Source organism: Microvirga massiliensis, from assembly GCF_001006805.1.
Taxonomy (GTDB): Bacteria; Pseudomonadota; Alphaproteobacteria; order Rhizobiales; family Beijerinckiaceae; genus Microvirga; species Microvirga massiliensis.
In genome coordinates this window covers 419,562-445,760 of record NZ_LN811351.1, presented here as the reverse complement: position 1 = coordinate 445,760, position 26,199 = coordinate 419,562, and the positions used below count along the sequence as shown (strand labels likewise).

General features: G+C 62.5%; 23 protein-coding genes and 4 pseudogenes. 7 read left to right on the top strand and 20 right to left on the bottom strand.

The window, feature by feature from the left end; genetic code table 11:
* Nucleotides 1-351: pseudogene (locus BN1233_RS07210) on the top strand (ABC transporter substrate-binding protein); the annotation flags it as partial.
* Nucleotides 352-1,230: 879 nt separating this feature from the next.
* Entirely contained in the window at nucleotides 1,231-2,850 is a 1,620-nt protein-coding gene (locus tag BN1233_RS07205) for a Na+/H+ antiporter (RefSeq protein WP_046862829.1), read from the top strand.
* Nucleotides 2,851-3,006: 156 nt separating this feature from the next.
* Here BN1233_RS07205 and BN1233_RS49070 read toward each other — a convergent pair whose 3' ends face one another.
* Both BN1233_RS49070 and BN1233_RS07195 read right to left on the bottom strand, forming a co-directional pair.
* A complete protein-coding gene (locus tag BN1233_RS49070; protein WP_156312728.1) occupies nucleotides 3,007-3,198 on the bottom strand; it encodes a hypothetical protein in 192 nt (63 codons plus the stop codon).
* An 81-nt stretch (nucleotides 3,199-3,279) separates the two neighbouring features.
* A complete protein-coding gene (locus BN1233_RS07195) occupies nucleotides 3,280-4,647 on the bottom strand; it encodes an NAD(P)/FAD-dependent oxidoreductase (RefSeq protein ID WP_046862827.1) in 1,368 nt (455 codons plus the stop codon).
* Nucleotides 4,648-4,857: 210 nt separating this feature from the next.
* Between BN1233_RS07195 and BN1233_RS50975 the strand changes: the two are divergent.
* The 4 genes and pseudogenes from BN1233_RS50975 to BN1233_RS07180 all read left to right on the top strand — a co-directional run.
* Nucleotides 4,858-4,956, top strand: a pseudogene (locus BN1233_RS50975) (IS630 family transposase); the annotation flags it as partial.
* Between the two features lie 303 nt (nucleotides 4,957-5,259).
* Nucleotides 5,260-6,027, top strand: a complete 768-nt coding sequence (locus tag BN1233_RS07190) for a LamB/YcsF family protein (RefSeq protein ID WP_147707072.1) — start codon at nucleotides 5,260-5,262, stop codon at nucleotides 6,025-6,027.
* Complete coding sequence (gene pxpB, locus BN1233_RS07185; RefSeq protein WP_046862825.1) at nucleotides 6,024-6,728, top strand: 5-oxoprolinase subunit PxpB; 705 nt, start codon at nucleotides 6,024-6,026, stop codon at nucleotides 6,726-6,728. The genes BN1233_RS07190 and pxpB overlap by 4 nt, the downstream gene beginning before the upstream one ends.
* Nucleotides 6,725-7,654, top strand: coding sequence for a 5-oxoprolinase subunit C family protein (locus BN1233_RS07180; RefSeq protein ID WP_046862824.1), 930 nt, complete (start codon nucleotides 6,725-6,727; stop codon nucleotides 7,652-7,654). The genes pxpB and BN1233_RS07180 overlap by 4 nt, the downstream gene beginning before the upstream one ends.
* Nucleotides 7,655-7,730: 76 nt before the next feature.
* Here the strand turns inward: BN1233_RS07180 and BN1233_RS07175 are convergent, their stop codons facing one another.
* From BN1233_RS07175 to BN1233_RS07100, 17 genes and pseudogenes are all read right to left on the bottom strand, one after another.
* Complete coding sequence (locus BN1233_RS07175) at nucleotides 7,731-8,732, bottom strand: ABC transporter ATP-binding protein (protein ID WP_187144258.1); 1,002 nt, start codon at nucleotides 8,730-8,732, stop codon at nucleotides 7,731-7,733.
* Nucleotides 8,733-8,823: 91 nt separating this feature from the next.
* A complete protein-coding gene (locus BN1233_RS07170) occupies nucleotides 8,824-9,483 on the bottom strand; it encodes a pyroglutamyl-peptidase I (RefSeq protein WP_046862822.1) in 660 nt (219 codons plus the stop codon).
* Between the two features lie 18 nt (nucleotides 9,484-9,501).
* Nucleotides 9,502-10,269 carry an ABC transporter permease gene (locus BN1233_RS07165; protein WP_046862821.1) on the bottom strand — a complete coding sequence of 256 codons (768 nt, stop codon included), beginning with the start codon at nucleotides 10,267-10,269 and terminating at the stop codon, nucleotides 9,502-9,504.
* A gap of 2 nt (nucleotides 10,270-10,271) precedes the next feature.
* The gene (locus BN1233_RS07160; RefSeq protein WP_046862820.1) at nucleotides 10,272-11,147 is read right to left on the bottom strand and encodes an ABC transporter permease; all 876 of its coding nucleotides are present in this window, start codon (nucleotides 11,145-11,147) and stop codon (nucleotides 10,272-10,274) included.
* A gap of 21 nt (nucleotides 11,148-11,168) precedes the next feature.
* Complete coding sequence (locus BN1233_RS07155; protein WP_147707036.1) at nucleotides 11,169-12,335, bottom strand: ABC transporter substrate-binding protein; 1,167 nt, start codon at nucleotides 12,333-12,335, stop codon at nucleotides 11,169-11,171.
* Nucleotides 12,336-12,813: 478 nt separating this feature from the next.
* A pseudogene (locus BN1233_RS07145) lies at nucleotides 12,814-13,130 on the bottom strand (transposase); the annotation flags it as partial.
* A gap of 51 nt (nucleotides 13,131-13,181) precedes the next feature.
* Nucleotides 13,182-13,328 (bottom strand): hypothetical protein, encoded by a 147-nt coding sequence (locus BN1233_RS46690; RefSeq protein ID WP_154678256.1) that lies wholly within the window; start codon nucleotides 13,326-13,328, stop codon nucleotides 13,182-13,184.
* A 5-nt stretch (nucleotides 13,329-13,333) separates the two neighbouring features.
* Entirely contained in the window at nucleotides 13,334-14,374 is a 1,041-nt protein-coding gene (locus BN1233_RS07140) for a Tle-like phospholipase domain-containing protein (protein ID WP_147707034.1), read from the bottom strand.
* Nucleotides 14,375-14,476: 102 nt separating this feature from the next.
* On the bottom strand, nucleotides 14,477-17,386 hold the full coding sequence (locus BN1233_RS42660) for a transglutaminase family protein (protein ID WP_048709495.1): 2,910 nt from the start codon (nucleotides 17,384-17,386) through the stop codon (nucleotides 14,477-14,479).
* Nucleotides 17,387-17,807: 421 nt separating this feature from the next.
* A pseudogene (locus tag BN1233_RS44475) lies at nucleotides 17,808-17,929 on the bottom strand (transposase); the annotation flags it as partial.
* 127 nt (nucleotides 17,930-18,056) lie between these two features.
* On the bottom strand, nucleotides 18,057-19,073 hold the full coding sequence (locus BN1233_RS07130) for a tagatose 1,6-diphosphate aldolase (RefSeq protein ID WP_046862817.1): 1,017 nt from the start codon (nucleotides 19,071-19,073) through the stop codon (nucleotides 18,057-18,059).
* Nucleotides 19,070-19,972, bottom strand: coding sequence for a PfkB family carbohydrate kinase (locus tag BN1233_RS07125; RefSeq protein ID WP_046862816.1), 903 nt, complete (start codon nucleotides 19,970-19,972; stop codon nucleotides 19,070-19,072). The genes BN1233_RS07130 and BN1233_RS07125 overlap by 4 nt, the downstream gene beginning before the upstream one ends.
* Complete coding sequence (locus BN1233_RS07120; protein WP_046862815.1) at nucleotides 19,969-20,934, bottom strand: alcohol dehydrogenase catalytic domain-containing protein; 966 nt, start codon at nucleotides 20,932-20,934, stop codon at nucleotides 19,969-19,971. Before BN1233_RS07120 ends, BN1233_RS07125 begins: the two co-directional genes overlap by 4 nt.
* Nucleotides 20,931-21,746, bottom strand: a complete 816-nt coding sequence (locus BN1233_RS07115; protein WP_046862814.1) for a carbohydrate ABC transporter permease — start codon at nucleotides 21,744-21,746, stop codon at nucleotides 20,931-20,933. Before BN1233_RS07115 ends, BN1233_RS07120 begins: the two co-directional genes overlap by 4 nt.
* The gene (locus BN1233_RS07110; RefSeq protein WP_244889821.1) at nucleotides 21,740-22,570 is read right to left on the bottom strand and encodes a carbohydrate ABC transporter permease; all 831 of its coding nucleotides are present in this window, start codon (nucleotides 22,568-22,570) and stop codon (nucleotides 21,740-21,742) included. The genes BN1233_RS07115 and BN1233_RS07110 overlap by 7 nt, the downstream gene beginning before the upstream one ends.
* Before the next feature lie 70 nt (nucleotides 22,571-22,640).
* Nucleotides 22,641-23,942, bottom strand: a complete 1,302-nt coding sequence (locus BN1233_RS07105; RefSeq protein ID WP_046862812.1) for an ABC transporter substrate-binding protein — start codon at nucleotides 23,940-23,942, stop codon at nucleotides 22,641-22,643.
* Nucleotides 23,943-23,975: 33 nt separating this feature from the next.
* On the bottom strand, nucleotides 23,976-24,689 hold the full coding sequence (locus tag BN1233_RS07100; RefSeq protein ID WP_046862811.1) for an SDR family NAD(P)-dependent oxidoreductase: 714 nt from the start codon (nucleotides 24,687-24,689) through the stop codon (nucleotides 23,976-23,978).
* A gap of 195 nt (nucleotides 24,690-24,884) precedes the next feature.
* On the opposite strand from BN1233_RS07100, the gene BN1233_RS07095 reads away from it, so the two are divergent.
* Nucleotides 24,885-25,760, top strand: coding sequence for a DeoR/GlpR family DNA-binding transcription regulator (locus BN1233_RS07095; RefSeq protein WP_048709493.1), 876 nt, complete (start codon nucleotides 24,885-24,887; stop codon nucleotides 25,758-25,760).
* Between the two features lie 206 nt (nucleotides 25,761-25,966).
* On the opposite strand, the gene BN1233_RS07090 is transcribed toward BN1233_RS07095, so the two are convergent.
* On the bottom strand, nucleotides 25,967-26,199 hold a 233-nt coding region (locus tag BN1233_RS07090), incomplete at its 5' end, for a DNA translocase FtsK (protein WP_046862810.1).

The window sequence follows — 26,199 nt, the reverse complement described above, 5'->3', positions numbered from 1 at the left end:
ATGGGATGAGCCGATGATCACTGGCATCCGCTGGGTCTCAGAGTTGATCGAGATTGCCGGCGGCATCGACGTGTTTGCCGACCGCTCCAGCTCGCCCGAGGCGCAGGGCCCATCGTGACCCCCGAGGAGGTGATCACGGCCGCCCCGGATGCGATCATCGGCTCGTGGTGCGGGAAGCGGTTCGTGCCCGAACGGGTCAGGGCCAGGCCGGGCTTCGACGCCATTCCGGCGGTGCGCACAGGCTCCCTGCATGAGATCAAGAGTGCGCTTATCCTGCAGCCCGGGCCGGCGGCCCTCACGGATGGCCTCGATCGGCTTCGGGAGGCCCTCACCCTTGAGAGGTCGCGATGATCGGGATGATCTTGCCGAGGCGGAGAGCCCTGGTTTTGTGACGGGCTGCCCATCAGGTCCGGTGCTGTTCACACCTGAGCTAGAGAGCCCGCCCTGCCCTCGCCCAAAGGCTCATGGCCACCCGTTCACACCCGAGGCCAGTGCCGAAGGGGCAGTGTCGGGCAACATCCAATCGAACCAGTTCAGGATTATTGCGCGAAGCTCAGAAATGCTGCCGAGACGGGAGCATGATCGGCCTGACGGGATTCGCCCTCCGATTCTGTTCTCGAACAAGGTCCTTGCTCCCATGATGTTCGAGGCGAATGAGACACCGTATGGCGACACACCGACTTTAGCGTGTTGGCAGCAGTCAATCGCACCATGAGTTCGAATCTCCCCCTTCCGTCAGTCCCGACCCGACTCTTCGCCTGTTTTAGGCGCCCGGAATCCAAGAGCTTTCGACGTGCCGCGCACCCGTGTACCAAGGTGTACACGTGGATGTATGGCGACCATATTGCGTGGTGAAACGCGGCGCGGCCCCTATCTCGTCCGATCAGGTGGCCTTCTCTACCGGATACGCATTCCCCGGATGCTCGATCCGGGCAGCCTTATACTTTGCCGCCGGTTCGGGTGCTGAGATGGGCCAAGCACTCGGGACAGCGGTGTTCGCCCGCACACTCGGGGTTACGCTTTTCGGCCGGTTCCTCACACCTGTGCTTTGCGTCGCCATCCGGCACTCTCTGCTCCGCTGGATCGGTAAAAGATCGGGCCAGCGGGGTGCGGGTCAACCGGTCCTGCCTGAGCCGTCCGTCAGAGTGCCGTGCGCCCCAGGTGCTTGGACAGCGAGCGATCGTGATCCTCCAGCCGGCGGCCTCATTCACATGCTAGGTTCGGAGCATCATGGACCAGGTCCTCTATGTTGCGGCTGCTCTCGCGGCGATCACGGCAGCGGTCGCGGCCGCGGCCCGCCGGCTCGACTGGCCGGCCCCTGTCCTGCTCGTCGTTGCAGGCCTCGCGCTCGCGCTCACGCCCGGCCTCCCGCGGGTCGAGCTTCCGCCTGACTTGGTCTTGCTCGTCCTCCTGCCCCCGATCATCTACACCGCCTCCTTCGGCATGAGCTGGCAGGCGTTCTGCGCCAATCTGCGCCCGATCGTGCTCCTTGCCGTCGGCTGCGTTGTCGCCACCACCATCGCTGTGGCAGCGGCCGCGCATTGGCTCGTCGGCATGGCTTGGTCCGTGGCCTTCGTGCTCGGCGCCATCGTGTCACCGCCCGATGTCGTGGCGCCGCTCGCCATCGCGCGACGGCTCGGCATTCCGTTTCGCATCTCGGCCGTGCTCGAGGGCGAAGGACTGGTGAACGACGCCACCGCCCTCGTCCTGTTCGAGTTCGCGCTCGCCGCCGTCATCACGGGCTCGTTCTCGCTTGTCGAAGCCACCGCCACCTTCGGGGCCGTCGTAGCCGGTGAGACCCTCTACGGGCTTGCCATCGGCTGGACCATGCTGTGGCTGCGCCGCCTGGCGGGCGACCCTCGCATCGAAGTGACGCTCTCGCTTCTCACCCCATACCTTGCCTTCTGGGTGCCCCGGACATTCGGCGGCTCGGGGGTGCTCGCGACCGTCGTGGCCGGTCTCTATGTCGGAAGCGCAGGAGTGGCTCTCATCCGCTCGAGCACTCGTCTCCCGGCCGTGTTCGTCTGGGACTTCGTCACCTACCTCATCACCGGCGCCATCTTCCTGCTGACGGGACTTCAGGCCCGCACCGTCCTCGACAGCCTCGGCGGGGCGCCGCTTGGCCGACTGGTCCTTTACGGGCTGGCGATCAGCCTGGTCGCGATCGCAGTGCGGTTCCTGTGGGTGTTCTCGCTCACCTATCTGCCGCGCTGGCTCGTGCCCCCTCTCGCCAGGCGCGATCCGGCGCCGGCCTGGCCCTACCCGTTCATGATCGCCTTCACGGGCGTACGCGGCGTCGTCTCGCTCGCGGCAGCCCTCAGCATCCCGTTCGCCGTCGGGCCCGAGCGGCCGTTCCCGGATCGCGGGCTGATCCTGTTCCTGACCTTCTCGGTGATCGTCGTCACGCTGGTTCTGCAGGGGCCGACGCTGTCCTTTGTGGTCCGGCGGCTCGGCTTGGTGGAACTCGGTCGCGCCGAGCGGAGGCAGCGCGAGGCCCAACAGGCGGAGGCCGAACTCGCGGCAGCGCGCACAGCCCTTGATCGGCTCGGCCGATCAGCAGAGGATCAACGGCTGCCGGCGCACGTTCTGGAGCATACGCGCCGTCAGCACGAACGGCGCATCCACCACCTGGAGCGGCGGCGCGACCTCGATGGCGACGGCGCCGAAGCGGTCCGGCTGGCCGAGGCCAGCGAGCTCGCCATGCTGGCCGCGGAGCGCGAGCACATCAACAAGCTGGCCCGGCTGCGGACCATTCCCGACGAGGTGCGCCGCCGGATCGAGCGCGACCTGGACCTGCGGGAGGAGCGCCTGCGCCACAACGTGCAAGGCGTGTCCGACGATGAAGAATAGCGGGCGGTTCCGTGAAAGCTATGGTGGTGGCCGGCTGCGCAGCTGGCACTATCTCGCGCAGGCGCTTGGAGACTTCGATGGACGTTCACTTCACCTTCGAGATTGTGTTCGTCATATAGCTCGACTGCCTCTCGGAGCGTTTGCGCCAGCGACAACTCACGGAGACAAGCGCTCAGGCACGATCGAAGCGGAAACGGATAGCTGACCGATTGCTGGGCCAACGATCGAATGCTGCTCATATCTCAAGATTGGCAGGTTTGCGGCGAACAGATCATCCGCCCCCACATCGCCCGCCTGAAACTTGCGCGTGATGCTCACGAACATCTTGGGGCAGGCAGATCCCATCATTGCTTCGCCGACTCCGCGCCGAAACTCCCATGGAAGGTAGCTGGCTACCGCGAGTCGGGCCAGGGAGCTGAACATGCACCTTCAGAGCTGACCACCATCGCCCCACCTAGTGAGCAGCGCGCTGTATGCAGCGTCCTGATACCGAGATAGCCGGAATGCCGGCGCATAGTCGGGCAAGGCAGCCTCTGTGATGTAGCGGGCGATGAGCTCTCCGCCCGCGCACGATGCCATCACACCGAACCCCGAGAACGCGCACGAGATGTAGACGCCTTCGACCGGAACGGGTCCAATGAGCGGCCGGTTCTCCCGCGTCCTCATGTAGTAGCCACCGTCGATGTAAGGCCGCGGTGGCGCTCCGTTGTAGGCCTTAAGCGCTGGCACCATCGTCGACATGCCGCGCAGCGCGATCTCAGCGTAGTGCTCCGGCTCAGGCAGCGGGAACACCGGATCGACCGCCTCGCCGTGGTGGTTGAAGAGAACAATCGTAGCCGATGCCCCGTCGGGTCGCCCATGCACGCCCGCGGGAAACGTCCCAAGGAGCCAGCGAGCCTCCTCATCGGCAGCGAGCGCGGCACGTTCCTCTTCACTCCAGGGCAGATGCTGCTCGTCGAGCCAAATCAGCATCGGCGCATTGCGCGGCAGGCCGCCAAGCGTATCGGCGAAACTGATCTTGTAGTGTCGCTCGGCTCGGATCGGCAGATCGACGCCGATCATGCGCGCCGTCTCGGTTTGCATTGGCCCGGCAGCGAGCACGACATGCGTTGCCGCAAGTTTCTGGAACTCCTCCTGATGTTCGAGGTGAACCGCGCGAACCCGACCGCCAGACGTGTCGATGCCGACAACCCGGCCCCTCACCATCCGCACGTTGCTCGCGCGGGCCGCTTCCAGCATCACCATTCCGAGTTGCTGGGCACTGAGCCAGCCGGCCCGCCGTGCGTGCGCCACCGCGACCGTCTCGGGCGCGAGGTAGGGAAAATGCCGACGGATCAGGTGTGGATCGGTGATGACGTCCGCGCCGGTCAAATCAACTTCGAACCCACGTTCAGGTGACGGCGTATAAGCACTCTGAGTCGTATCGTGAAACCGAGCAGCGCCCCCACCATGCGCCTCGGCCGTCTTCGCCATGTTCTCGAGAAAAGGGATCTTGCCCGCATCGGCGGTGGCGAACACGTAGCCACGACGGTTGAGGTTAATGCGATTGCTGGTCGCACGCGCGATCCCCTCTATGAGATCGATGCTGCGGTTCATGAAAGCCGTCATGGCCCAATCAGGGCCGGGCCACCAATTGCGGTAGGCTTCGGTCGATTTGTCCGACGTGAGCGAGAGAGGACTTCCTTCGTCGACCAACACCACGTTCTCGAGGCCGTATTCGGCTGCGAGATGGTAAGCTGCCGCGACGCCGGCGATCCCTGCGCCGCAAATCACGACTCTCGATGGTGAACGGGACATTGCGGCCTCATCGGTCAAGCCGCCCCTCGCGGCCGGAGAACTGACCTCATGATAGCAGAACGAGCGACCGGACGGCTGTTGTTGATTCAGCGAAGGCAATCCGAGCGCCGCACGTTGGTCACGCCAGGAGAGGCCGGAGCGAGCGCTGCCGCAGCGGACAATTGGCGGCTCACAAGAGTCGGGGTATCGCGATCGTCATCCGGACCGTGGGCCAGCTTGCTCTACCCACCCTACAGCCCGAATCTCAACCCCGTTCAGCAGCTCTTAGCCAAGCTAAAGCCTTGCTCCGGAGGGCTGCTGCCCGTGGCAAGGACCCGATTTGGGCGCCCCGCGGCAGCCTTCTGGACGCATTCACACATGACGTGTGTGCCAGCTGCTGCACAAACTGGGGCAAGATATCGAACGATTCGGAAAAGCTCCACTGGGCCTACGTCGGAAGTCCGGGCTGTCCCTAGCGAGACCGATGGCTCGTCCAGAGCACAAATGCACGCCGGGAGATCTGCTTGCCAAGAGCCACCAGGACCACTTTAATTACTGATCGGTGCCGTGAGACGGGATCTCATAGGCGTACGGGCCGACTTTTCGTGCTCAGTCAGTGGACAGAGGCCCATGATCGACTCGATTGACCTGAATTCCGATCTCGGCGAGAGCTACGGGCCATGGCGCATGGGAGATGATGCGGCGATGCTGGCACTCGTCACGAGTGCTAACGTCGCATGCGGTGGCCACGCCAGTGACCCCGAGACCATGTTCGAGACGCTTACGGCAGCTCGAGCCCAGGGCGTCGTAGTTGGTGCCCACCCTGGCTACCCTGATCGCGAGGGCTTCGGTCGACGCCAACTGCCTTACAGCGCCGCGGAGTGCGAGCGCTTCGTCGCTGCGCAGATCGGAGCACTCTGCGGTGTGGCAGCCCTCGCGCTAACACGGGTCGCGTACGTCAAGGCCCACGGCGCACTTGCCAACCTTGCTTGCGACGACCTGGAAATCGCCACTGCCATTGCCAGGGCCTCGGCTGCAGTGGATCGCACGATGCCGATCCTCGCCATTTCGGGAACCGTCCTAGAGGATGTAGCTCGGAGCATGGGTCTTGAGGTCTACAGTGAGATCTTTGCTGACCGGGGCTATCAGGCCAACGGTCGGCTGGTTCCGCGCAACCAGCCGGGAGCACTGCTCCATGATGAGAGCATGGTGACCAATCGCATGATCGCGTTTCTCCAATCGGGACTTATGCCAACCAGTGGTGGCTCCCCAATCCGCCTGCAGGCCCACTCGATCTGTGTCCATGGCGATAACCCGACTGCGGTCGCTCTCGCACGAAGCCTGCGTGACGGACTTACCAATGAGGGCATTACAATCCAGCCATTCCTGCGGCAGTCATGACAAGCGGGACTAACGAGAATTACCCGCGCTTCCGACCCGTGGCCGATGTTGGAGTGATGGTCGAGTTCGGCGAAACCATTAGTAACGAGGTCCATGCTGCCGTCCTCACGCTCGACAAAGCCTTGGCGGCCCATCCCTTTGACGGTTTCACAGAGGCTGTTCCAGCCTATTGCTCGCTCTTCGTAGGCTACGATCCCCTCTTGGCGGAGTTTACGATCGTCAAAGACCATGTGAGCGCGCTCGTTGCCTTGATGAGCGTGTCGGCACCAGAAGGCCACCTGCACGAGATACCCGTCTGCTATGACGCACCATTTGGGTTAGACCTCGCGTCAGTGGCGGAGCAAGTCGGCTTGAGTGCCGAAGGGGTCATAGAGGCGCACCTCGCCGGTGCTTACCGGGTCTATATGTACGGCTTCGCTCCCGGCTACGCCTATCTTGGCGGAGTGCCAGACCGAATCCAATTGCCCCGCAAGGCTTCACCAGTCCGAGATATACCGGCAGGAAGCGTCCTCATCGCAGGACCGCAATGCCTCGTCACCACCATCACGATGCCGACGGGCTGGTGGATCATAGGCCGGTCACCGGCGCAGATTTTGCGACCGCGGCACGAAGTGCCATTCCTGTTCGAGGTCGGCGATAAGATCAAATTCTACCGCGTTGGCGCGAGCCATCTCGCCGGCGATGGCGAGGGTGCCACATGAGCCGTGCTGTGCTGGAAGTCGAGCACGCGGGCCCCCTCACCACGATCCAGGATGAGGGGCGACGGGGAATGATGCGCTACGGCGTCCCCGCGTCAGGGCCCATGGACCGAACCGCGTTCGGGATCGCACAGGCTGCGCTCGGCAACGCGCCAGGAGCTGGGTGTGTTGAGGTCTCCCTTGGCGGTCTGGCTCTCCGGTGCTTGGAAGGACCTGTCACAATCGCAACAGCAGGGGGAGGTTTCAAGGTCACGATAGACGGCCAGATCACACCATCTTGGGGTGTGGCCACGTTGCAGCCGGGCTCCCGGCTTACCATCCAGGCAGGCCTCTGGGGCACTTGGACCTATCTTTGCTTTGCAGGTCGGATGGTGACATCGCCATGGCTCGGGAGTTGCTCCACCCATCTCCGCTCCGGTCTTGGTGGCGGGCGCGTCACAGTGGGCGCTCAGTTGATTATCGAAGCATCGATGCGGCAGACGAGGGCTTGCGACGCGATTGTGCTCCCTGTGACAGCGCGCCCCCGCCGCGAAATTCGGGTTGTCCTTGGGCCGCAAGATCGCTTCTTCAGTCCCCAAGCCGTCACGGATTTTCTCGCTGGGCCCTATATGCTGACCAGCAGCTATGACCGCATGGGTGTCCGCTTGAGGGGTCCGTCGCTGAGTATATCCGGACCCCTTGACATGCCGTCGGAAGCGGTGGTCCGAGGATCTATCCAGGTCGCCGGTGACGGGACGGCAAGCGTTCTCCTCGCGGATCATCAGACCACCGGCGGCTACCCCAAGATCGCAACCATCGCTTCGATCGACATCGACACCTTCGCGCAACTGCGCCCAAACGCTCTGGTACGCTTTCGAGCTGTCACTCCGGACCAAGCGGTCGCGCGGTCGCGCATACGGAACAGACTCGCTGCTCCTTCATGCTCGTGAACCGCAGCCCCATTGCAGTAAGCTGCACTGCTCGCCCCAGGACCTGGGGTTTCGACGGGTAGGCGCTGCCCTTTTCTCACACTGGTTCAGCGTGGAGTGGGATCACCCTTCCTAGCCTCACGGCTACTTGGACTGGCTGCCCGATCGGGAGGTCAGGACCTGATGTTGCCGAAGCAGTGATCGATTGGCCATCGGCAAGCCTGAGCTGATAATCCGTGTAGACGCCGCGATATGTCATCCGCTCAAGAATTGCTTCGAAGGCTATGTCGCCCGGGCCCGCAGGACTACCCATCCGGATGTCTTCGCCTCGAATCGCGACGGCGGGCGGACTTGCAGGCTGTGAGACTGAGTCTGGAAGCATTACCTCAAATGAGGTGCATCTGAAAACATGGTTGCCGCCATCTCGAATGAGCTTGCCCTCAATAACATTACTTCCTCGGAAGAAGCCGGCCACGAACTTCGTTTTGGGTCGCCGAAACAGCGCATGCGGCTCGTCTACCTGAACGAGGTGCCCCCAGTTCAGCACCGCGATCCTATCGCTCATCGTTAGTGCCTCTTCCTGATCATGGGTGACATAGACGAACGTAGTCCCAGTTGCTCTCTGGATATCCTTGAGTTGCGCCTGCATCTCGCGCCGGATCTTCTCATCCAAGGCGGACAGGGGTTCATCGAGCAAGAGCAGCCGGGGACGGGGAGCCAGGGCCCGAGCTATGGCGACACGCTGTTGTTCCCCTCCGGACAGGCGTGTCACAGGCCGTTCTTCGAAGCCGGGCAAGTTCACGAGTCCGAGCAGTTCGGAGACCCGTTTGCGCACGGTCTCCCGGGCGAGATTTCTGCGCCGCAGTCCGTATCCAACATTCTGGGCGACGGTCATGTGGGGGAAGTTGGCATACTGCTGGAAAACCATTCCGAGCTCCCGTCGCCAGGGCGGGAGCAAAGTCACATCATGACCATTTATGAGAATGCGTCCGCTGTCTGGCTGCTCAAGCCCAGCAATCATGCGCAGGATTGTCGATTTCCCGGATCCGCTCGGTCCGAGCATGGTAAAGAACTCGCCATTGCCGACTTCGAGGTTCACTCCTGCAGCTGTGATGCGTTCGCCAAATCGCTTCCAGACGTCGCGAACATGAAGGAGAGGAGAGGAAGCCATCGAAGCCCTGCTCGGACGGTCAGCCGTGGTCAAGGGAGACAAGCAGAATGGTGCGGAGAGCCTCGAGCATCATGTCCAAGCTCATGGATGCCAGGTCGGCACGCTGATGGAGCTCGAGGCGACCTTCAGCGCTGAGGTCGTTCAAGAGCTCGGCTACCTGTCGTGGGAGGTAAGGCAGGTGGACGAAACCGCAACGCGCGCTGGCCTCAAGCCGCTCACAAGCGCCCAGAGCCCGATACAAGGTGGTGTTGCACAGGAATGTCCCGGCCGTATCCGATATCCTTGCCGGAATGCCCCTCTCTCGGAGAGAGGCGATGATCTTCCCAACCGGTAGCGTCACGGCTCGGGCAATCGGCCCATCCGCCTCCACAGCGTCATCGAGCGGACGTTGCCCGTCATTGTCGGGCATTTCGAAGCTGGCGCGATTGACCGCAACTCTTTCGAGGCGGATGACGGGCTCGCCCGGCCACAGACCCGTAGAGACGACCAGGAGCGGTCGATGCTTCGTAATTGCATCGGTCAGCGGCTGCTTTGCTGCCGCGAAGGAAACCGGAAGAAGCAGGCCCCGGACCGTGCAACCATCGATTCTGGTTCCCTCGAGAGTCCGCACGACTTCAGCCGAGGGGTTGATCTGGCGCCCCCCGTAGGGCTGGAAGCCGGTCAGGAGAATTTCGGGCATGCTCTGCCTCCACATCCACTAGGTTTCGGGATCCTGCTGGCGTCCCAGAGCCACGAGCACCAGGATGAGCAGCAGCGTGACGGCGATGATGATGCTCATCAGAGCGTACATGTTGGGAGTAAGGCCGACTTGCTGGTAACGCGACCAGATGAAGGTCTGAATGGTGTTGTTGCCGCCCTGCACGACCGCCGTCCGGACGGTCTCGTTGAACGAGAGGATGACCGAGAAGATCGCAGCGCCGCTGATCCCGGGAGCGATCTGAGGAAGCTCTACGTCCCAAAACGCCTGGGCGCGAGTGGCCCCGCAGGTATAGGCCGCCTCCAGATATACCATGTCGAAGCCCGACATGACGGTCAGAATGATGAGAAAGGCAAAGGGAAGAGCCCAGAGCGTCTGGACCGTGGCCATAGTCAGGATCGAGGGATCGATCCCCGTCAGGCTGAAGAAAAGGCTGGTGGAAACCCCCATGCTGACGCCCGGTATGAAGAGCGGCAACAGAATCACCGTGACGATCAGGCGGGGCACCCCGAAGCTCCGCACGGCCTGCGCGGCAGCCAATCCCAGCAGGGGTGCGGTGACTCCGATGATGGCCGCGAGCAGAATGGAGTTCGTCAGTGCTCCGACCAGTGTTGGGTCAGAATGGATCGCCCCGAAATTCTGGAAGGTGATGCTCCCGGTCGTCGGATCCCGGACGGCGAGGATAAGCGGCGGCAGCAAGGGAGCATAAAGGAAGGCCAGCACACCTGCGAGGCATAGCCAAAGAAGAATGCGGCTCCAGGACTTCATCGCTACCGCCCGAGCACTTTGCCAAGGAAGAGGCGCAGATCGAAAAGCCGTAGCCACAGGAGCAGCAGAACCAGCATGCAGCCGACCACAACTGACGACATGGCCGCAGCCATCGGGTAGTTCAGAACGTCTAGTGAGCTCGTGATCGCATTACCCATCAGCTGGTAGCCGACTCCGCCCAGGATCTGCGAAACGGCAACCTCGCCAAAAGCCCCTACAAAGCCGAAGATCGCAGCAGCGAAAATGCCCGGTAGGGAAAGGGGCAGAATCACGCGCAGAAAGGTGCCCAATGGGGGCTCGCCTAAAGTCCAGCTCGCCTCGATGAGCCGCTTGTCAATGGCACTCAGCGATAACCACATCGGGTAGACCATGAATGGCATATAGGCCGCGACCAGCCCAAGATAGACCGCGAAGTCGCTATACAGGAGCCAATCGACGGGCTGGCTCGCCAAACCCACCCACTGCAGGAACTGGTTTGCAGGCCCGGTGCGCCCGAGGAGGTATGCCCACGAGAAGGTCCTGATGACATAGTTCACCAGGAACGGGACGGAGAGCAGAAAGAGGAAGATCCTGGTCCGCTGTGGCGGGAGCTTGAACGTGACGAGATAGGCAACGAGGTAAGCGAGCGCCAACATGATCACCGTCGAACTCGCCGCCACCCAGAAACTTCGCTTCAGGACCGAGAAACGTGCGCCCTCGAAGAACAAGGCGTATGAGGCCAAGCTGAAGCCTGGCCGCATTCCGATCATCTGGCGCTCCCAGAAACTGATCATGAGAGTCAGGGCCAGCGGGATCACGATCGCGAGGGCGCAGAGGAGAACAGGCCCTCCGAGCAGGGCCACCGTCGCGAAATCCCGACGTCTCCCAACGGAGCTCATGGGAACGCCTCGAGGTTGATGTTACGCGGCCTTGAAGCGCTGCCACTGCTCCTCGTAGGCCTCGATGTTGGTGGGCCAGCGGGCCTGCCAGGTGCCGCCGGATTCGAACTTCCTCTTCACGCCGGCATCGATGTCCTCGATCTTCTTTGCGGTGGCAGCATCGAACTTGCCGGATTTCGCCGCGAACTCGGGAGCTGCCGGGTTCGTCATATAGCCGCGAAGGTTGGTGATCATTGCGCCGTACTCGGGGCTCAACATGTAATCGAGCAGCTGGTAGGAGGCTTCGACCTTCTCGGGTGAGCGGTTGCCTGCCACGAGGTAGGCAGCCATCGCCCAAAGCAGATAACCTTCCTTCGGGACAGCATAGACAGCATTGACGCCCTTCGCCTTTGCCGCAAAAACCATTGGTTCCCAGCAGTCCATCACGTAGACCTCCTGGTTAACGAGGAGGTTTACTGCCTGCTCGAAACTTGACCAGACGACCCGGAATTGCCCCTCCTTCTTTTTCTGGATCAGGAAGTCGACGACCTTTGCAATCTCCTGCTTACTCATATCCGCCGGATCCTTGATCTCAGCTAGCCCAGCCGACTTCAGATAGAGCGCAGTCTTCTGACCGGCGGTGGTATAGTTGTCCTCAAGAGCCACGTAGCCGCGGAATTTCGGGTCGAACAGCGCTCCGTAGGAATTCAACTCGCCGCCCGTCTTCTCTGGGAGGTATGCGAAGGAATCTCCCTGGAGGACTGTCGGAACTCCGTAGATCTTGCTCTCGTACCCAATGAAGTCAAACCCCTTGGAGCCGGGCTTGAAGTACGAAGCGATGTACTCGTTATTCTGCCAGTTCTTCAGTCGGCTTACGTCAATTGGCACAATCAGCTTATTTTCCACCAACGGCTTCTGCATGCCGCCTACTATGTTAATGATATCGTACGTTTGCCGTCCGCCACCGGCAATGAGCTGGTTCAGGACCGCAGACGGACCATTGCCGATCGAGACGACGTTGACCTTGTTGCCGGTCATGTTCGTATAGCCCGACCAATCACCGTTGGGATCGCCCACACCTATATCCGCGAGCGTTACTGTTTGGCCCGCCGCGAATGCTGCCCCCGGACGGAGCGTCAGCGCTCCTATGCCCAGCACTGTGCTCATCAAGAGGGTGCGGCGATCAGGCTTCCTCAGATCCGTAGTCATGTATTCCTCCTCATCCGGCGGATGATCGGGCGCAGCGGCCCACACCGGAATGCCGCAAGGGGAACTTGTCACTCGTCCCCTCGCCCTGCCTAAGGTACTTATTATAAAGCTCGCAAAGCGGGTGGGGAGGCCAATGGAGCAGCTACCCAGCCGAGCCGGATGGGGTACTGAGCAGCGCACGCCAGGGCAATGTCACGGGAAGGTAGACGATTCGAGACGCTGCCCTGTCAGGCAGGAGCATGCAGTTGATCTCCCATGCCCACCATCGGTTCCCAGCCGAGATCATCCGGCACGCGGCTTGGCTCTATCTCCGGTTCACGCTCAGCTAACGCTATGTTGAGGAGCTATTGGCGGTGCGGGGTATCGAGATCTCGTACGAAACCGCCGCCCGGTGCCGGGTCCTGACGTTCGGCTCCATGTTCGCCCGCAACTTCCGCCGGCTGCGCCTCGACTGCATCAAGAACAGGAGCCCGTGTGCCCTCACGTGATCCACGCAGGCGCGGCGGCGGGCGGGGCTTAGACGTTTCCTTTGGCCGCCTCTTTCAGGATCGTCTTGTCGAGGGTGAGATCCGAGACAGCCCGGCGCAACCGGGCATTCTCGGCTTCCAACTCCTTCAGGCGCTTGACCTGGTCAGACTTCAGCCCGCCGTACTCCGATCGCCAGCGATAGTACGTGACCTCCGTCACGCTGATCGAGCGGATCGCTTCCGCCACGCTCCGGCCCTGCGCGGTCGGCACATCCACCTGCCGCAGCTTCGCGACGATCTCTCCGGCCGTGTGTCGTTTCTTGCTCATTATCTCGTCCCCCATCCGACTCAAAAGCCATACATCAGGGAGGACTACTTCTCAGGGGGCAGACCACTTTGGAGCCTCAACCGAAAAGCGGTAGGTCACGGTCGTATCCTGTGTGATCCTAAGCTGAGGCGGCGTGTCCTGGGCATGGACCGTTCCGACAATCAGCTCGAGACTGGCAGCGACCAAACGTGGCTGCATGAGCATTAACTTCCTCCTCGTTGGCAGAGATCCCGTTTATCCGCCTTTGCTCCCGCCGAAATAGCTGGTGTCGCCAAGCAATAGAGCGTCCTGATCTCGGTTGCGTCTCGATGCCGTGCCTCGGGGAGGTGGAGCCCGTAGTCGGGCGCATGCATCTCACAGTTCGTCCTGCGAAGACAATCCGCGCTCATGCGGGCCATCCCAGCGGCAGCGATACGGATGCCGTGCTGGTCGACATTATCCTCCGGAATCCTCATTCGATACCACTGGTGCTGGTCGCTGTTCTTGAAAAAACCCAACGGATCGAGATGTTGGGCAATCCTGGACAGCAGGTCATCGTCCTCAAAGAGGTCAACGATAGTTCCTCGGTTTTCGAGATTCGGCTCCTTATAGTCGATATATGGCTGCTCGAGCCTAAAATTATTCGAGACCGGGGATGAATTGAATACGATCGCCAGCGTGCATGGAAAGGCTGCCGCCATGTGGCGGGCAAGGCCGCCGCCTAAGGAATGGCCGACGGCATAGTACTCCTTGGGGCGGCCACCTGCCGCTCTGCGCGCGTCCTCACGCACCTCCATGAACACTGACCGCGCGGTGCGATACTGGTCCCATGGATTGAACATCTGTGTAGAATAGCTGGCATTTGACAGCCAATCAGCCGGGGCATTGACGATGAGATCGAGGATGCCACGCGTTCCTCGCCTCCCTCGAAACACCACCATCACAGAGAGACGATCTTCCTTGTCCCGGTGATAGACATCTGCGTAGAAGCCTCCGAAGCGCGAGATCGGATCTCCGCGACGCGACCAACTGAACGATTCGGGACGGAGATCAAAGAGGCGCTCCTTCTCAAGCGGGTAGGAATTGTGAGCGTAGGCCGCGTAGATCCCAAAATAGTCCGTGACTAGTTCGCTGTTGTAGCCTGGGTAACCCTTCTCCATCCTCCAGAGATTGGCGACTTTCGGTTTTACGCACTCTTCCTCGGTATGGATCGGCCTGGCGCTCATGTTAGCGTTTGCAGTCGCTTGTAGCTTTGCCAACCTCATTTCTGCTCAGGAGCAAGTGGCACCGCAACATAGGAATTACCGTGGTGCACCTGCTATATAAGTCAGAGTTCCTCTCGCTCGCGACCGCCCGCAGAGCCCATCCTATCCCGATTGGGCGAGGCAATAGGTCTTGTTCTGCTTGAGGAGGCTGCTGCTAGGAAGTCGCTGCAGGCCTTTGTCATAGATCCTCACGGCGTCCGCCCACTGTTTCTTGTCCATGAAGCTCTTGGCCCAGCGGTCATAGCTGAACTCGTAGAGTTGAGTTGCTCGGTCGGCCGGCAAGATCTCGGCCGCTTGCTCGACGAGTGCCACAGCGGTCCCAAACTCGCCAGCCCGAACCTTTTCGCTGACTGCGCTCGTGACGACTGCAAGTGGGCCTTCTCCGACGCGTGGCGCGTCCGGAAACCGATCCGCAACTTGCTGTACAATCGGGATTACCGCCGCAGCACCGCCGCTCTCGAAAGCAGCGCGCGCCCATTCCTGCGCTAGATACACGGCATTGCTTCGAAGGAGATCGCTCCTGGGCAATCGCTGCAGCCCTTTGGCATAAATCTCCGCCGCCTCGGCCCAGGCTCCGGCTTTCATCCGTGCCTTAGCGCTGGAATCGAAGATATACGCGCCCAGCCGCAGCCTTTCGTCCTGGCCTTTCAGGAGATCGCTTGCCTCCTCGATTGCCGCGAGGCTATCCTCTATCCGACCGGCCTCAACGAGGGTCTTTACCTGACGCCAGACATAGGACTCCTGAACCTCGTCCAGCGCGGTAAGGGTCGGAAACTGGCGCTTGAGCCCGGCCAGCACCGCTGCACCTTGGGTAAAGCTCTCGGTGGACGCCGCCTTCGCCCATTCCTGCGCGAGATACACCACATTATTCCGCAGGAGGTCACTGTCAGGCACCTGGTCCAGCCCTCTGCCATAAATGCTGGCTGCCTCGGCCCAGTCTCCTGCCTTGATCCGAGTCTTGGCACCGGAGTCGAAGACGTAGACCCTTAAGCGAGTCTTCTCTTCCGGACTTTTCAGCAGGTCATCTGCCTCTTCAACGACTGCGAGACTTTCCTCGATCCGGGTCGCCTCCACGAGCGTTCTGACCTGCCGCCAGACGTAGGATACCTGCGCCTCCTGCAGCATGGTAACAGTCGGGAACTGGTGATTGAGCCCGGCTAGTACAGCTAGACCCTCCGTGAAGCCCTCGCCGGAAACACGGTCCGCCCATTCCTGTGCGAGATAAGCGATTGTCCGATGCAGTCTCTGGTCGTCAGGCGCCGCACGCAATCCGCGTAACAGCACCGATGCGGCCTCGTCGAAGCGCCCTGCATCAATTTCCGAGTTCGCCCAGCGCAGGAAGAGCTGGTCGCGCCACTTCACGAGCTCCTCCCGCGGCCCGGGATCCAACTTGGTCAGCCCTGCCTCAGTCGCCGAGAAGGCGGCCTGCCAGTCGCGAGCCTTGATGAGGTCCTCGCCGGGCTTGATGTAGACCCAGGCCTGAAGAGAGGCCCAGTCGCTGTTCGGCACGGCGCTCGACGCACGCTTCAGCACTGCAACGGCCTCTTCCGGCTGTCCCTTGTCGGCCAGCGACATCGCCCAGCGTTCCCAGATCGCGATCTGGTTGTGGGCCAGCGCCGCATCTTTGGGCGCCAGCGCCACACCGGCGGTGGCAATCTCGAGGGCCTGCTCCCATTTCTGCTCGCCCGTGAGCTCGAGGCTCCAGTTGGCGAGAGTCGCGAGCGCGTTCTTGGCCGCCGAGGCGAATTCCGGATCAAGGCTCATGGCCCGGAAATAGGCGAGAAGCGCCTCGTGATGATGCTTGGTCCGGTTCAGCTCGACGCCCTTGTTGTAGTAGATGAGTGCCGCCAGCCCGGCCTCGGTGATCTCCCGGCGCTTGTCGGGATAAGCCTCTGGAACATAGCGGAAGCCCGTCATCTGTTCGAACTGTTGAACCTGCTTGGGGTCTCGAGCCGGGTTGAAGCCGCGTGGATTGGTCGTCTCGACGTCGACATGCGCGGAGCCCTGATAGACGATCGAGAAGGCGTGATCGGGAACCTCGATCGCGCGCACGTCGAGACCGAGTCTGAGCGCAAGGATGTTGTAAAGCACTGCCGAGGAGACGCAGTTGAAGGTCTTGTCATCAAGGAGGACGGAGAGACTGGTTTGCGTGCTGCGATACCCTTTGGCGAGCGCCTCGCGATGCAGCCAGCGCAGGAGCGCATCGGCCCGCTCGGTCGGGTTATGCGTGGCAGCGACGGCGGCTTTCGCCTTCGTCTCGAGCGCATCGATGCGGCTGAGATAGACCCTGCGCTTCGCCGCATCGAGGACCCCGGAGGCGAGCAATGCCACATCGGCAAGAGTCTTTGAGTCGAGGCGACCGGCCTTGGCCCTCTCGAAGGCGAGCCGCTCATCGGGACTCACGGCAAGCGATACTGTGCTCGTCGTCGCGAGCCGTGACAGGACATCGATGGCGCGTGCCGGCGATTCGCTGAAGGCGTAAACCGTTGCCGGCGGACCCGGTCGGCCGAGGACTTCGATCTCGGCGAGTGCGATCGGCTGCCCGGCCTTGGCGGCTGTCAGACGCACCATGATCCAGCGGGCCGCGGTTGGCATGAAGGCGAACGTCTGCACTGCCGTGGTCGCCTCGATCGAGCTGGTGCGAAGCGATCTGAAGCCCGACTGCGGCGAGACTGTCGACGCAAGAACCTCTATGCGCGCGGGCGGAACTGCGTCGCCCCGCTTGGAGAGCGTCACGGTTATTCTTTCAGGCGCGACCGCTTCGCCCGCAAACCCAAACACCAAGTCGACCGTCTCAGATCTGCCAGGAGAAAGGCTCGCAGCAGACGCGGGATCGCCGTCGGTCAGGACGCGGCTTTGGCTTACTCCGTCTCCGATCAACGCGGTCGACGCAAGTTCAGCCTGCGGCAGTCTCAGCAGGTTCACAGGAGCTTCAGCGGCAATGGATCGACTGCCGAAGGCGGCCAGAAGCAGACACACAAGAGTCGAGCGCCAGTTTCCGATACTGACCATTGCGACCTCCTGGCGTGGCTATCGTGAAGTTCAGAAGATGGAATCAAGCACTCGAGGAGAACAGCCAAGAAAACCTGATCTTGGGTACTGCCGCCTGTCTGTGTGATTGCACACCCGGCACCTTGCTGGGAGACTGAATTGATTGCGGTGGGCTTCTTATGGGCGGCAAAAAGCCTGTCGCCACGGGTTGGTCACCGTGCACCGCACATCATCTTCGCTCGCGCCTCCAATTACACCAATGGAAACCCACCCAGCCAATGCAGAACCTTCACGACACTACCCAGCCCAAGATCGCGGCGCGCGCCATCAACCACGATGCGCTGAACCTGCATTTCGCGTCGGAGGAACGCACCACGCGGTAGAGAGCCTAATCAGCAACCGACGCGGGCATCAAAAGTAGCGGGCTCTTTCAGGCGGTGGTCTGGTTGGAATGCACATTGAACCGCTGCACCAGCTCAATCAGTGTCCTGTAGCCTCGGATGACAGCCAAAGCCACTTTCTCTTTGAAGGCCGGGAGTGGTTTCGGCGGGGTCTCTTGCTCATCGTCTCTCCTGTTCGACAGCCATTCTGGCCGCTCTCAGGCAGATACTCCACTTATCTCGCTGTGCAGATTCTCCAGACCAGCTCTGTAATGGCCGTCCGATCACCTTGATGAGGACTCTGCCGACGCTCATGCCTCCGCGTAATTTGCGGGAAACGTTGCGTCGTCTTCGGGCGTGAGTAATCCAACGCCCTTGTGCCGATGCCAGGGCTGAGCCTTGGCATCCGTCAGTGCCTTGAGGCGATCCAGCACGGCTACACTTCCGGACGCGAGGGCTTTTTCCATGCTGGTAAGATCAGGGAAATGCTCGAACGCCTCCCACCAGATCGCACGCCCGGCAAGATAGCCGCTCGCGCCGGCCCGGTAGGCATAGTGCAGCGATCGCTCGAAATCGGCCGCGCTGGCGCCGGCCGATAGCATCACCCACGGACGCGGCAGGAGCGCGGCCATGCTATCATAGGCACCCTGAAGGGTGGACGCCTCCGGCCCTTCGGGATCGGGCACCCGGTGAATCGGACCAGGCGGCTCGAGCTTGAAAATATCAACCGCAAAGCGCGGATCGCAGAAGGGCCGGATCGAGTCGAGCACAAGCTCCTCGCGCCGAGCCTCGATCGTGCCTGCCTCCTCGCCCGGAAGCGGATAAATCAGCACTTCCAGGAGCATGACGATGTCGTGCTCCCGGCAGGCACGACCGGCCGCCTCGACGAAAGCCTCCTGGTGCGCCCGGACCTCTGGAGCGGCATCCGCCCGATGCCAGACCGGGACCTTGAGGGCATCGGCGCCGATCCGGCGCGCCTTGGCGACCGACCAATCCGGGATCGGCACGGACTTGCGGCCGCCGGGCGTGTTCTCGGTAACGTGGTGCTCGTATGACAGGATCAAGCCAGTCCGCGGCGGCACCTCGCCGATGCTCAGAGGATAGGCCCACTTCGGATCCATCAAGATGGCGGAGGAGTGCGGGGCGAGATGGCGGGCGAGGAGCTGCTTCACGGCCACGACATCCTCACGCGGTGGCTCCTGAGTGCCGCGTTTGTCGGCGATCGGGCCGAAGATCGGCGTGCGTTGGTCGATGGCGACCATCTTCCAAAAACCGGCTGTATCCGCCAGGCGCCGCAATCCCCAGAGCTTGCCGGGCGAATTCCTCATCGTTGCGTCTCCACCATGACGCTCTCGATTGCTGCACGATCGGGCATGCCGTCCCAGCCGCGACCGTGCGCGGCCTTCAGGGCAGCGGCCGCAGCCGCAAATCGGGCGGCGTCGAGCGGAGGCATGCCTTCGGCGAGGCCCAGGGCATAGGCTCCGTGAAATACGTCGCCGCAGCCCGTCGTATCGCGAACCCTGACCGGGAAGGCCGGGACAGTGACGATCCCGTCATTCATTGCCCAGAGGCTGCCTGCCTCTCCGATCGTCACGGCGACGATCCCGCCCAGGCGACTGGCGGCGCTGGCGAGGCGTTCGGCAACCGGTCCAGGCCCCGCGAAATCAGCGAGGCCTTCGTCGGAAAAGACAACGTGATCCGCGAGCCCGACGAGCTCCTCGAGCGTCGCGGGGTCACCGCCGTCTACGTCGAGCACGCGGAGAACACCCAGCTCAGCGGCGCGGCGCAGTGCGAAATTCGAGCCTTCCGGCCAGCGCGTGTCTGCGAGCAGCACAGCGGCTCCAGCTAAATCATGATCTGCCAGGAATGCGGTATCGGATGGGATGCCGAAGCGGTCGACCAGGATGGAACGCTCACCCGCGCCGTCGACGATCACGGTTGCCCGGACGGTGCGGGCGCCCGGAATCGTGCGGACGCCCGAGAGATCGACGCCATGGTGCGCCAATTGGTCCAAGAGGTAACGACCGGCGGTGTCGTCGCCGACCCGCCCCCACCAGGATGATCGGCCGCCGAGCCGGGCAATCGCGAGCGCCGCGGTCGCTGCCGGCCCGCCGCCACTTTCTCGGAAAGCACGCGCCGCCATTTTGACCCCGGCTCTCGGCAGAGCGTCGACCTCGTAGACTTGATCGAGAACGCCATTGCCGACACAGATGATACGGCCGCTCATGCCGGCACCAGGAGAGGCTTCAGCTTCTCGCCGCGTGCAAAGGATGCGAACAGCTCACCCAATCGATCGAGATCGGCCGCGTCGTCGACAAGGCGTTGATACTTGTCACGATCGGCCCGCAGCAGCTCGAGATTGGGCTCGTAATCGCCGATCGGGAAGTAGAAGGATCGGACCAGGAAGAAGTCCTTGAGCCGGATCGAGCGGGTCTCGGTCAGGGCCCAGGCATCCGACTCGCCGAGCTGGAGGATCGCGCCTTCAGGACCAACCGCCTCCAGCGCGACCTGCCGGGCAGCATCCTTGCCGGCTGCCTCGACCACGAGCCGATACCGGCCAGCGGCGGCCGCTTCGGCCGAGACAGGGGTCGCACCGAGCGAAGTCGCGAACCCGGACCGGTAGGCGACGGGATCGACCACGTCAATCGGGCCGAAGCCCATGCGGGCGAGCACGATGATCGCGCCGAGCCCGATCGGTCCGGCTCCCAGAACCAGCGCCCGGCCGCCCTCGACGATCCGCTTGGCGAGCCGAATGCCGTGAGCCGTGGTCCCGATCGTATCGAGGAGAAGAGGCGCGAGCCGGTCAGGCACATCGTCCGGCACAGAAAGTAGGCAGCGCTCGGGCACGGTGAGGCGCTCGGCATAGCCGCCGGACCGCTGCCAGCCCACGAGTTCGCGGCTCTCCCGACAGAGATGCGTTCGTCCGGCGCTGCACTCCTCACACCGACCGCAGAAGACCGGAATATAGACGATGACGCGCTCGCCATGGCGCGGATGGCCGGGCTGGTCGACGCGGCCGGCGATCTCGTGCCCCGAGGTAACGGGCCAACCGCGCCGCCAGGGTCGGAGATCGCTCCCGCAGAGCGCGCAGGCCGCAACCCGCACGAGAACCTCGCCAGGCCCCGGCCTCGGCTCGGGGGCGTCGACAATCTCGATCCGGCCCTCGCCATGAAATTTTGCTGCCCTCATCCCTTCACGGCTCCTGCTGCAAGTCCGCTGACCAGCCGGCGCTGGATCACGAGTGTCAGAATGAGCGGCGGCAGCGCGATCACGACGGCAGCAGCCATGAGTGCGCCCCAGTTCGTGACGCCCTCGCCGATGAAGTTGAAGCTTGCGACGATCGCGGTCTTGGTCTCGATGCCCGACAGCACGAGCGCGAACAGGAAGTAGTTCCAGGAGAAGATGAAGCTCAGGATGGCAGCGACCACAACGCCCGATGTCGCGACGGGCAGCACGACCCGCGTCAGGATCTGGTCCTGTCGGGCGCCGTCGATCTGGGCGGATTCGATGAGCTCACGCGGGACGGCGTCGAAATAGGGCAGAAGCACCCAGATCACGATCGGCAGAGTGATCACGGCGTGGGTCAGGATCAGCACCCAATAGCCTCCGACGAGGCCGATCTTGCTGAACATGAGGAGCCAGGGCAGCAGGAACAGCGTGCCGGGCGCCATGCGGGCAAAGAGTGTCGCGGTGGCGGGCCAGGACATCTTGTGCCAGGCAATCGCGAAAGCCGCAGGAATCCCGAGCACGAGCCCGAGCGACGTGGAGCCGATCGCCACGATCAGGCTGTTCAGCGTGTATTCGAGAAAGTCGTTGCGGTCGAACAGCTCGACGAAATTGTCGAGGGTCGGCGTGAAAAGGAGACGGGGTGGAATCGCCGCAACCTCGGTGCGCGGCTTGAAGGCCGACAAAAACGTCCAGGCGATTGGCAGCACGAGCACGATGAGCACGACCGCGAGCTGGAACGCGTCCGCTACCTTGAGGAACCGGCGCCTCACCATGCGACGGTCTTTCGGAGCCGCGCGAAGACCAGCACCGACCCGAGCACGATCGTCGACAGCGTCACCATGATGGCACTTGCGTAGGCGAGATCCGAGAATTCGAAACCGCGCCGATAGGCCAGAATGTTCAGCGTGGTGCTCGCGAATCCGGGGCCCCCCTGCGTCGTGAGATAGATGATGTCGAACATCCGCAACAGATCGACGCTCCGGAGCACGGCTGCAGTAACGATTGTCGGCAACAGGAGGGGCAGGGTCACCAGGCGAAAGCGCTTCCAGCCGTCGGCGCCGTCTATCTCGGCGGCCTCGAACACATCCGATGGAAGTGAGAGATAGCCGCCCATCACGATCAGGGCCACGAAGGGCGTCCACTGCCAGGTATCGAGCGCGGCGATGGTTGCAATAACCGTGCTCGGGTCGGACAGCCACAACCCGGGCGGCAGTCCGAACTGGCCGAGCAGCCAGTTGGCGATCCCAAAGCTCGGGTCCAGGATGACGATCGCCATCATGCCAATGACGACCGGCGGCAGCATGAACGGCGACACCATCACGGTGCGCACGAATCCGCGAGCGAACTGCGTTCGCGCCAGCAGAAGCCCCAGCCAGATCCCGAGTGCCATCTGCAGGACGAGCGACACTGCATAGAGCACGAGGGTGACGCGCAAGCCGTTCCAGAACTCGTCGTCGGCAAGCATGCGACGGAAATTCGCGAGCCCCGCGAAGCTCGGGTCGGACCCTAGCGTCACATCGCTCAATGCGAGCCACACCGCATAGCCAATCGGGAAGGCGATCATTCCGGCCGCGAAGATGACGGCCGGAGCCGCCATCCACCGGAAGTCGGACGATCTTCCGACTTGAGCCATCGCAGATGAACCGATTGCGCTTCGGTCCCGGCCGCTACTGCAGTTTCGCGAGCTCGGCGTCGGCCGCCGCAGCGGCCTGCTGTGGCGTCGCCTTGCCGAGCACGATCTGCTGCATCGCGCCACCGATGATGTCGCGTGCCTCCGGAACCCGATCCGTGGGCGTCTGATAGACGCCCGTGCCGGTGCGGCCGATCTCGATGAGCGCATCGGCCCAGGCCTTGCGGACCGGCATCTCGGCCGCCCAGGCCTTGAAGGCCTCGCCCCCGAACACGCTGGCGCGCGGTGGCGCAACGCCGGCCTGCACGAGTTTGGCCTGCACCTCCGGGCTCGTCGCCCATTGCAGGAAGAGCCAGGCCGCCGGCTGCCTCTTGGAATTAGCGGAGATCGCAACCGTCCAACCGATCGCGACGGGTTTCGAAATGCCCGACTCCCTGCCGGGCGGCAGGACTTTTACGCCGAGGTCGTTCGCACGACCTGGAAACCGCATGATATTGGCGAACTCGTTCGAGCTCTCATGGGTCATCGCGACGCGACCTTGACCCAGGAGTTCGACGACTTGCGTGAAGGTATGGTTCAGGGCACCGGGAGGGCCGTAATCCTTCAAGAGGTTGGCATACATCGCCAGTCCCTTGATGCTGTTCGGCTGCGAGAGCCCCGGCTTGCCGTCCGGCGTCGCGAAGGAGCCGCCTGAGTTGTAGATGAAGCCCGCCAAGGCATAGGGAGTCACGCCGCGGATGCCGCGTGCCGCCCAGGCCCCCTGGTTCGCGTCGCAGCTCTTGATCGCCGCGGCGGCGGCCGGAATGTCCTCCAGGTATTTCGGTTCGTCGATCTTGCAGCGCTCGAAAATGTCCTTGCGCCAATAGAAAAGAGGACCTTCCTGGTTGATCGGCAACGCCACGACTTGTTTGCCGAAGGTGCTGGCGTTCCGGATCGAGGCCGAGAAGTCCTCGTAGTTGAAATCAGGCCTGGTGAGCGCCTTGTCGGCCATCATGGGCGCGAGATCGGCGTACCAGCCAGCCTGGTTGAAGACGGCTCCCTCACGGCTCGTCAGGCTCATGAACACGTCCATGTCGGACGAGCGACCCTGCATCAGCGTCGTGAGGCGAGCCCGGAACTGCTCTTCGTTGAAGATCTCCATCCGGGTCTTGATGCCGGTCTTGGCCGTGAAGTCGGCGACCATGTCCCGCATCGCCTGCGACCAGGGATGATTGTTGAACATGAGGTTGATGGTCTGCCCGTCCTGAGAACGCCAGTCGAACTCCTGGGCGGTTGCCGGCGCAAAAGCGAGCGCCGCGGCCATCATCGTCACACCGGCGATGAAGCTCCGTCGGATCATGGCACTTTCCTCCTCGCATTGTTGTGCGTGTAGTCACGACGCGACGTAACCGCCGTCGACGGGAATTGTGACGCCGTTGATGAGGCGAGCTGCAGGGGAAGCGAGAAACACGGCCGTGCCAGCCAGTTCCTCGGGCTCGGACCACCGCTTGGTTGGGAGTCGCGCCATCACCTTGGCGTTGAACGCCTCCTCCTCGCGCCCGCGGCGGCTGATCTCGGTGTTGATCCAGCCCGGCGCGATCGCGTTCACCCGGATGCCGTCCTCGGCATAAGCGAGCGCGAGCGACTTGGTCAGCCCGATGATAGCGGTCTTCGCGGCCGCGTAGGCCGGGATCATGGCGGCGCCGAAATAGGAATACATCGAGCCGATATTGATCAGGCAGCCCTTTGTCCTAGCGAGGTGAGGCCTGAAGGCGGTCGCGAGCCGCATGTTGCCGACGAGGTGGATGTCGACGATGTCACGGAACACCTCGGGCTTGTGCTCTTCGTGACGAATCAGACGTCCGGCGCAGTGGATCAGGACGTGCAGCGTATCGATCTTCTCCGCGAGCGCGGTGACTGCAGCATCGTCACGCACGTCGAGAGGCTCGAAACGGAAGCCTTCGCTGGTCGAGGGTGGTTTGACATCACAGATGGTGACCGTCGCGCCGCTGTCCCGGAACGCGCGGGCAAAGGCGGTTCCGATCCCACCGGCGCCGCCGCTGATCAGGACATGCTGGCCGGCTACGGAGAAGTCTGGCGCGCTCACCGCATCACCTCGGCGCGAGGTAATACCTGCCCGGCGACAATCGTCATACGTTTCCTCTCACGATGGCCATTCGCAGTCGCACATGACGTTCAGTTAATGCATACGATGTTCGTTTCCGCAATATTATTTTCACTTTCGAACAGGTGGCGCATTCGACTATGATTGTTCGATGATTTCAGTGGATGATGGATCTTGATGCCGGCAGATACGCGCCAGGAGCGAATCCTCGACGTGATCCGGCGCCGCGGTTATGCGAGTATCGACGAGCTCGTCTCACGGTTCGATGTTACGCCGCAGACGATTCGGCGCGACCTGCAGGGGCTGGCGACGCGCGGTCTGCTGCGGCGCCATCATGGCGGTGCGAGCATCCTGTCGAGCACCGTCAATAAAGACTATGGTCAGCGCCACGTCGAGCAGGCGGCGGAGAAGGAATGGATCGCGGCCGCGGCCGCCTCCCTCGTCACCTCCGGCTCATCCCTTTTCCTGACGCCAGGAACGACAGTGGAGGCGGTGGCGGCGGCCATCGCCCGCGCCGATCTGACGGATCTTCGGGTAGTGACGAACAGTGTGGCCACGGCCGAAATCCTCGGGAAGAACCGCAACATCACGGTCTGCGTCACCGGAGGTCAATGGCAAGCCCACAATCATGCACTCGCCGGCCCCATGGCGGTGGAGATGGTCGAGAGGTATCGCTGCGATATCATGCTCACGAGCATCGGCGCGATCGACCCCGATGGATGGCTTCTTGAGTTTCGCGACGAGGAGGCTGCGGTTGCAAGAGCTATGCTCTCGAATGCACGCCGGCGTATCCTAGTCGCTGATCACTCCAAATTCGCGAAGGTCGCAGCCTGCAAGCTCACGCCTATCACCGAGATGACGACCCTCGTGACTGACCAACCGCCGCCAAAGGCTTTTCAACGTCTGATGAGGGATGGCCATTGCGAACTCATTGTCGCGTCCGGATTACCTGAGAGGCACATTCCCGTGGAGGATGAGAACGGATCAGTAATTGTGGCACCCCATGCGCGACGGGCGCAGGCGAAAGCAAGCGTATTTCGAACGGCACGATGAAGGGTAGCACTCCCATTCCTTGTCTCGTAATCCTGCAAATGTAGGCCGGAATTCGCCCCAAAAAGCAAACGGGCGCCTCAGAGGGCGCCCGGCTGTTGAGTGATCGACACGGCCTAAGCAGGATTGCGCAGCCGACCTCACGAATGCCGCCGCGCTCACCGAGGCAGAGGGCCACATCATTCGTGTGGCAGCCAGTAGAACTCTGCTTAGTCGTGGCCGAGCAGGATCTCGCGCTTGCCGGCATGGTTGGCGGGCCCGACGACCCCCTCCTTCTCCATCCGCTCCATGATCGAGGCGGCCCGGTTATAGCCGATCTGAAGCCGGCGCTGGATATAGGAGGTCGAAGCCTTCTTGTGGCGCAGAACGATCGCGACGGCCTGATCGTAGAGATCGCTGGCCTCGAGGCCCATCTCGTCGCTCTCAGCAGCAGGCGCTTCGT